This window comes from Microbacterium sp. H6 (assembly GCF_003314775.1).
Classification (GTDB): Bacteria; Actinomycetota; Actinomycetes; order Actinomycetales; family Microbacteriaceae; genus Microbacterium; species Microbacterium oxydans.
The window spans coordinates 1-7,239 of record NZ_QOAY01000166.1; the positions used below are offsets into that span (position 1 = coordinate 1).

General features: G+C 69.8%; 8 protein-coding genes. 4 read left to right on the forward strand and 4 right to left on the reverse strand.

The annotated features are described in order from the left end of the window. Together DSP71_RS10325 and speB are read left to right on the forward strand one after the other, a co-directional pair. The coding region (locus DSP71_RS10325) for a thiamine pyrophosphate-dependent enzyme (RefSeq protein ID WP_258546370.1) at positions 1-631 on the forward strand (631 nt) is incomplete at its 5' end. A gap of 34 nt (positions 632-665) precedes the next feature. Beyond that, the gene (gene speB / locus DSP71_RS10330; protein WP_113681039.1) at positions 666-1,613 is read left to right on the forward strand and encodes an agmatinase; all 948 of its coding nucleotides are present in this window, start codon (positions 666-668) and stop codon (positions 1,611-1,613) included. A gap of 107 nt (positions 1,614-1,720) precedes the next feature. Here the strand turns inward: speB and DSP71_RS10335 are convergent, their stop codons facing one another. Both DSP71_RS10335 and DSP71_RS10340 read right to left on the reverse strand, forming a co-directional pair. Next, positions 1,721-2,617 carry a serine protein kinase RIO gene (locus tag DSP71_RS10335; protein WP_113681040.1) on the reverse strand — a complete coding sequence of 299 codons (897 nt, stop codon included), beginning with the start codon at positions 2,615-2,617 and terminating at the stop codon, positions 1,721-1,723. Between the two features lie 189 nt (positions 2,618-2,806). Beyond that, complete coding sequence (locus DSP71_RS10340; RefSeq protein WP_147251288.1) at positions 2,807-3,934, reverse strand: hypothetical protein; 1,128 nt, start codon at positions 3,932-3,934, stop codon at positions 2,807-2,809. A 134-nt stretch (positions 3,935-4,068) separates the two neighbouring features. Here DSP71_RS10340 and DSP71_RS10345 point away from each other — a divergent pair, with 134 nt between their 5' ends. Continuing rightward, positions 4,069-5,265 (forward strand): MFS transporter, encoded by a 1,197-nt coding sequence (locus DSP71_RS10345; protein WP_058632341.1) that lies wholly within the window; start codon positions 4,069-4,071, stop codon positions 5,263-5,265. Positions 5,266-5,278: 13 nt separating this feature from the next. Here the strand turns inward: DSP71_RS10345 and DSP71_RS10350 are convergent, their stop codons facing one another. Next, positions 5,279-6,211 (reverse strand): helix-turn-helix domain-containing protein, encoded by a 933-nt coding sequence (locus tag DSP71_RS10350; RefSeq protein WP_058632340.1) that lies wholly within the window; start codon positions 6,209-6,211, stop codon positions 5,279-5,281. A gap of 169 nt (positions 6,212-6,380) precedes the next feature. Between DSP71_RS10350 and DSP71_RS10355 the strand changes: the two genes are divergently transcribed. Next, positions 6,381-6,842, forward strand: a complete 462-nt coding sequence (locus DSP71_RS10355) for a DUF3817 domain-containing protein (protein WP_061015245.1) — start codon at positions 6,381-6,383, stop codon at positions 6,840-6,842. A gap of 25 nt (positions 6,843-6,867) precedes the next feature. Here DSP71_RS10355 and DSP71_RS10360 read toward each other — a convergent pair. Next, a partial coding sequence (locus DSP71_RS10360) for a hypothetical protein (protein WP_181800720.1) occupies positions 6,868-7,239 on the reverse strand: 372 nt, incomplete at its 5' end.

Below are 7,239 nucleotides of genomic sequence, written 5' to 3' on the forward strand. Positions count from 1 at the left end.
CGTTCTGGACGCGCTGTCGACTGCCCTCCCCGCCGGTGTGCGCCCGGCGCGTGACCTCACCGCCGAGCGCACCGCGATCGCCGCCGAGATGCGCGCGACCGCCCCCGACACGGTGGCACTGGCCGAGATCATCGTCGAGGCCCTGCCCGCCGATGCCATCGTCGCGGGCGACTCGTCGCAGATCGTCTACATGGCGCTCGGCAGCGTGCTGTCGTCGGCGCATCCGCACTCCCTGCTCTACACCCCGACCTACGCCACCCTCGGCTACGGTCTTCCGGCAGCGATCGGTGCCGGAGTCGCGCAGACCGAGCACCCGGTCGTGGCCGTGATCGGCGACGGCGCCCTGATGTTCTGCGTGAACGAGCTGGTGACGGCGGTCGAACAGCGCCTCGACATCACGATCGTGTGCGTCGACAACGGCGGGTATGCCGAGATCCGTCAGAACGAGGTCGACCGCGGCATGGAGCCGATCGGCGTCGACCTGGTACAGCCCGACTGGGCAGCGCTCGCCTCGGCCTTCGGCGCGACCGGGCGGCGGGTGGAACGCCGTGACGACATCGCATCGAGCATCCGCGCCGCGATCACCGACGGGGGAGTGCAGCTGGTGCACATCCCGCAGAGTGCGCTCTGAATCCCTCGACATCCCCGACGAACAGGAACGAGCAATGACCGACAACAGCGGCCCCATCGACGCCTCCGTGAACCCGCGGTACTCCGGCATCGCGACCTTCGCCCGGCTGCCGCGTATCGAAGACGTGCCGCGTGCGGACATCGCCGTCGTCGGCATCCCCTTCGACTCCGGTGTGAGCTACCGACCGGGCACGCGCTTCGGCCCGTCGCACGTGCGGGAGTCCTCGCGGCTGCTGCGCCCCTACAACCCCGCCCAGGACGTGTCGCCGTTCGCGATCGCGCAGGTGGTGGACGCCGGTGACATCCCGGTCAACCCGTTCGACCTCACCGAGGCCGTGGCCGAGGTCGAGCGCGCGGCGCTGGCGCTCGGCGAGCAGGTGCAGCGCATCGTCACGATCGGCGGCGACCACACGGTCGCTCTGCCACTGCTGCGTGCGGTGGCGGCGAAGCACGGGCCCGTGGCTGTGCTGCACTTCGATGCGCACCTCGACACCTGGGACACCTACTTCGGGGCCCCCATCACGCACGGCACTCCCTTCCGACGCGCGAGCGAGGAGGGACTGATCGACCTCACCGCGAGCTGCCATGTCGGCACCCGTGGCCCCCTGTACTCCAAGCAGGACCTGGAGGACGACGAGCGCCTCGGCTTCTCGATCGTGTCGAGCGAATACATCGAGGAGCACGGGGTCGAGGCCGCCATCGCCCGCATCCTGCAGCGCATCGGCGACAAGCCGCTGTACGTGTCGATCGACATCGACGTGCTCGACCCCGCCCACGCGCCCGGCACCGGCACCCCCGAGGCCGGCGGGCTGACGAGCCGCGAGCTGCTGCGGATCTTGCGGGCCCTGGCCTCGCAGAACATCGTCGGGGCGGATGTGGTCGAGGTGTCGCCCGCCTACGACCACGCGCAGATGACCGGCATCGCCGCGAGCCACGTGGTCTACGAGCTCGTGACCCTGCTGGCCGCCCGCCTCGCTGCCTGAGCCCCCCCGGACCCCCGACCTCCCCGGCCCGCCGCCGGGCCGCCCCCGCCTCCTGAGTCGCCCCGCCTCTCGATTCAGCCCCCGGAACAGGGCGGGCGGGGGGCGTGTCAGGTGTACGAGGCGGCGAGCAGCTCGGCGAACAGCTCCTCGGGGTCGCAGTCGACGCGTCGCCGGGTGAACCACTCGCAGATGTTCATGCAGTCGCGGTGCAGCAGGTCGAGGCCCTGTGGGTTGGCGATGATGTCGACGATCTGCGGCAGGTCGATCACGCGCACCCGCCCTTCGTGCACGAGCAGGTTGTATGCCGACAGGTCGCCGTGCGCGAAGCCGGCTGCGGCGAAGGTCCGCATCAGGTCGACCGTCTGCGCGTAGAAGTCCTGCAGCTCGGCGCGATCGCTGCGCACCTGGGCGAGGCGGGGCGCGGCCGTGCCGTCGGAGGTGCCGAGGAACTCCATCAGTACCTCGGTTCCGTTCACCTGCACCGGGTACGGCACGGGTGCGCCGAGCTCCCACATCCGGCAGAGCGCCTCGAACTCGGCGAACGACCACTGCGCTGCGGCCACCTCCCGGCCGTGGACCGACTTCCGTGCGAGCGCGCGCGTATCGCGGGTGTTCCGGGTGCTGCGGCCCTCCGTGTAGATCGACGAGCGGTGGAAGCTGCTGTGCTCGGCGCTGCGGTATCGCTTGGCGGCGAGCAGGCTGTGCTGCGTCGGGTCGCCAGGCACCGCGCGTTCGAGCAGGAACACGTCGGCTTCCTTGCCGGTCTTGAGGATGCCTCGCTCCGTGTCGAGCGCCCCGGCCGAGGTCACGACCCATGCGGGCCGGGGTTCAGGACCTCGCTCGGAAGGGGTGACCGCCGGCCACGTGGTCCAGCGCTGCCCCTCGCCGGGAACGACGTCGGCGAAGGTTAGTTCGGTCTCGAGGGCGTCGAAGGAAGAGGCGTCGAAAGAAGAGGATGGTGCGTCGAAGGACGCGGCTTCCGAGGAAGCGAAGAGATCAGACACGATGTGGCTCCGGGAGCAGGAGGCCACACCAGGATCAGGAGCGGGTGGCCTCGAGGGGAAGGTGGTCGGCGGAGAGCGCGACAAAGACGGTGTTCATGTCTTCGGCTCCTTCCGCTCGGGCTTCCCGGGATCCTCCCGGTGCGTCGTCGAGCCTAGGGTGTCGACGACACCGTGTCCAGAGGCGCGTGTCTAGAGGCGCGTGTCCAGAGGGGGCCTGAGCCGGACGAGTACTCCATCGCCTTCGCCGCCGGTTGCGACCACCCAGGAGTCGCCCGCCCAGACGGCGGCATTCGCGCCACAGAGGAACGGCAGCGGATGCTCTCCGGAGGCGTTGCCCAGACGGAGGGCGTCACCGGAGCGGAGTGTGCCGTCGCTCGGGATGTCGGTGCACCTCATCCGACGCTCGATCGCCGCTCGCGCGTCGGATGAGCCGCCGACGATCACGCCCTGCGCGTCGCTCGGTTGCGGTCGTCCGCCCCACCACAGGGCTGTGCCGTCCGGTGCGACCGCGACGAGCGGACGATCGGCGACCTGCGCCTCCCTGCTCAGCTCCGTACCGTCGGCGGCGAGCACGATCCGCGCGGACGGAGTGGCGAGGTACATGTGTCCGGCGTCGTCGACATCAAGGCTGATCGGCGGGACGCCGGGGCGAGCGCCCGGTGCGTCGTCGAGGTCGATCGGACCGCCGTGCAGCAGCGTCCGAGCGCCGCTGTCGACGTCGACGCGCAGCACCTCGTAGTCGAGGTAACCGTCGGATGGGCGCGGCTGGTACCGCACGACCAAGGCGTCTCCCTCGTGCACGGCGACATCCCCGAACTCGAAGTCCCCGAAGTCGAAGTCGCCTTCGTCGCCGACGGCATCTCCCGGCAGATCACGCACCGCCATGGTGGTGGTATCGAGCACCGAGAGCATCGGCATCACATGCAGCCGGTCGCCCTGCAGTAGGACCAGTTCGGTGGGCGAGAGCGCGGCGATCGCCCCGACATGCGAGAGCGGGTCTTCGGGCTCGGTGTTGAACCGGGTGAGCGTCTGGCCATTGGCCCCGACGTGCAGCCATGATCCGGACGAGACGGTCCAGAAGCCGCCGGCCCCGTCGTCGGACAACACACGCATCCCGTAGGCCAGATCGATCGGCTCGCCGGCCGGTGTGGCCTCCGGGCCCGCGCCGACGGAGGAGCTCTGGAACGGGATCGCCTCGAGTGTCCAGTCCTCAGGCCCGACCGCCTGCTGCGGGGTGCATCCGGCGGTGAGCATGATCGCCGCGATGACCGAGGCGCCGTGCAGCATCCGCTGCCGTGCCCCTCCGCGCTCCTGCATATCGATACTCTGCACGCTCCGGCTGGGAACTCCCCGCCTCTCCGCTGGCCCGCCGGAACCGGACCGGACGAATGGTCGGATGCGGCGGACGCCTGATCGGGCGTCGGCCTCCGCGGACTGCGAGTGTGGAGAACATGACCACGACTGCCCCCGTCCCCACCCTGCCGCCGTCCGCGGCTGTCCGCATCCGCTACGGCGGACTGATCGTCCTGATGCTGATGGGGTTCCTGCTGGTCACGGCCGAGTTCCTTCCCAACGGCGTCCTCACCGAGATGGCCGACGGGCTCGGGGTCACCCCGGGGCAGGCAGGGCAGACCGTCACCGTCACCGCGCTGGTGGGGCTCGTGGTCGCTCCGACCGTCGGACTCATGTTCCCGCGGCTCGACCGGCGGTCGCTGCTCGTATGGATGGCGCTCGCGGCCGCCGTGTCGAACCTCATCGTCGCGATCGCCCCGAACCTGATCATCGTGCTGCTGGCGCGCTTCCTGCTGGGCGCGGCGATCAGCGCGTTCTGGGCGATGTCGATCACGGTCGCGGCACGGCTCGCGGGACCGGAGAATCTCGGTCGCGGTGTCATGTTCACCTCGGCGGGGGTGTCGCTGGCGACGGTGGCGGGTGTGCCGCTGGGTGTCATGCTGAGCGAGCTCGTCGACTGGAGGATGGTCTTCGCCATCGCCGGTGTGCTGATGGTCGTCCTCGCCGTCGTCCTGCGTTTCGCGCTGCCCTCGGTTCCGGCCGAGAGGGCGTCGAGCCTGCGTCTGCTCGTGGACACGCTGCGCCGCCCGGGGATCGGTCTCGGCATGGTGGGCCACGTCCTGGTCGTGCTCGGACACTTCCTCGCCTACACCTATGTGCGTCTCGCGTTGGAGCGCATCCCCGAGGTGGACGCCTCGACCATCGTGGTGCTGCTGGCGCTGTTCGGCGTCGGCGGGCTCCTCGGCAACATCACGATCGGGCTCGTCATCGACCGCACCTTCGCGTTCTTCGCGGTGTTCGCACCGCTGGTGATCGCCGTGTCCGTGATCTCGATGATCCTGTTCTCCGGGTCGATCATCGGCGTCGGCATCGTCGTGCTGGTGTGGGGCTTCTTCTTCTCGTCCTGGTTGATCGTCGCCAACACCTGGGTCGGTCACCGCATGCCGGATCGTCTCGAAGCGGGAGGCAGCCTGGTGGTCGTCGGGTTCCAGGGAGCGATCACGCTGGCGGCGGGCATCGGCGGTCTCCTCGTCGACACCCTGAACGTCGAGCTCGTCTACGTGATCGGCGCGATCGCGCTGCTCGCCGGTGCGGTGCTCTTCGGCGTCTCCAACCGGGTCAGCAGCAGGGACTGAGCCGCGCGCGGCCTCAGGCCGAGACGGGGAGGCGGTGGGCGAGCCGCCACGACGAGGGGGTCAAGCCGGTGCGGCGTCGGAACGCACGGCTGAACCCCTCGTCGGAGGCGTATCCCAGCTCGCGCGAGATGTCGGAGACACTGCGTCCTGCCTCGAGCATGCGCTTCGCCGCGTCGACACGCACCTCGGTCACATAGTCCGCCGGTGAGCGGCCGACCGCGCTGCGGAACCTCTCCGCGAAGGTCGACCGCGACATGGCGCCGATGCCGGCCAGGCGCTCGACCGTCCAGTCGCGTCCTGGCTCCTCGCGGATGGCGTCGACGACGCGGTCGAGGAATGGATCGTTCGACAACGAGGGCCATCCCGTCGGCGCGCAGCCGTTCGCCGCCCATGCCCTGATCAGGGACAGCAGCACGGTGGTCGCCATCATGCGGCAGATGATGGGGTCGCCCTGGCGTGCGGGTGTCACCGTGTGATCGATGACCCCCATGTTGAGGGCGAGGGCTGCGGCGGCGGGCTCCACGGCGTCGAAACCGGTGACCGTGAGGAACGGGGGCAGCAGGGCGGGGAGCGGGGATGCCGCATCCGCGAGCTCGATGTCGGCGATCATCAGACTCGTGTCGTCCTGTGCTTCGAGGACGAAGGGCGAACGACCGAGCGTCAGGAACGCGTCCCCCGCCACGAGCATGTCTCGGCGGGCCTTCGGGTCGAGGGCGAGGGAGTCGAGCGAGAAGCGCTTCGAGTCGGTGTCGACGTCGAGTCGGCAGCCGTCGCCGAGCGGCGGGTGCCCGTTCACGCCTCCTGCGGCGACGTAGACCAGGGTGATGCTGTCGGCCGGGATGGGCAGCAGCGATCCCGCGGGCAGCGAGGCGCGTCGACCGATGCCGACACGGAGGTCGACGGAGCCGAGCACGTTCGAGAGCGCATCCGCATCCACTGTCACCATGCCTTCGGCAACGCCGTCGGGCCGTTCGCTATTCCGTCGCGCCGTCTGTGGTGGCCTTGCGATGATGCGCTGTGCGGTGTCGGCGCTCCGCTGACCGACCTCAACCATTCGGTTGATTCGGAGCCCTGAGCGTGCGGATACGGTGGAGGGACACCACCCGAGGAGTACCGTGTTCCGCACCCCCGACCGCCTGTTCCGAGTTCTCGCGATCGCCGAGGCGATCACCTGGACGATCCTGATCTCCGCGATCATCGCGCGCGCCGTCGGCGCTCCAGGAGTCGTGGTGACCGTGGGCGGTGGCATCCACGGGTTCGTGTTCCTGTCGTACGCGGCGACGGCGATCCTGGTCGCGCTGAACCAGCGCTGGCATCCCGGCGTCGGCGTGCTCGCGGTGGCCAGCGCCATCGTCCCCTATGCGACGATCCCCATGGAGATCTGGCTGCATCGCACCGGCCGACTCACCGGAGACTGGCGCCTCGAGGCGACGGACGATCCGCGCGATCGGCGCTGGTACGACCGGCTGATGCGGTGGTTCCTGCAGCGGCCGTGGGTGCTCGCGCTGCTGCTGGTCGTGGGCATCGTCGCGCTGTACGTCATCCTGCTGCTGATCGGCCCTCCCGGCGGGAAGTGAGCCGACGCGGGCCGTCCTCCGCCGTTCAGGGCGTGACCACGACCGCGTTCTCCTCGTTGATCTTCGCCATGGTCGCTTCGGCGTCCCCGGCGGTGCAGTCCACGATCACGGAGAGTCCCACCCCGGTCTGGGTGAAGGCGCGTGCGGCCATCAGCCAGGTGCGGCTGCCGTCCACTCCGACGACCTGACGCGTCTCGACGCCGCCGTTCCCTCCCGCCATGTAGCTGAACTCACCGGTGGTGGCGAGCGGCGTGATGTCTGCCGTCGGCATCTGCAGCAGCACGCCGAGGATCGCGTCGGACGACGCGCTGTCGTCACCGGGGACCACGGCCACGTCGGTCGTGTGACCCTGCCAGAACCGTGCCGTGCAGGTGCCGTCGACCGTGCCGTAGGTCCA

Excerpts from the sequence above, each read along its gene's own strand:
- speB (WP_113681039.1), top strand. The coding sequence starts at position 666 with ATGACCGACAACAGCGGCCCCATCGACGCCTCCGTGAACCCGCGGTAC.
- DSP71_RS10340 (WP_147251288.1), bottom strand. The coding sequence starts at position 3,934 with ATGCAGGAGCGCGGAGGGGCACGGCAGCGGATGCTGCACGGCGCCTCG.
- DSP71_RS10345 (WP_058632341.1), top strand. The coding sequence starts at position 4,069 with ATGACCACGACTGCCCCCGTCCCCACCCTGCCGCCGTCCGCGGCTGTC.
- DSP71_RS10350 (WP_058632340.1), bottom strand. The coding sequence starts at position 6,211 with ATGGTGACAGTGGATGCGGATGCGCTCTCGAACGTGCTCGGCTCCGTC.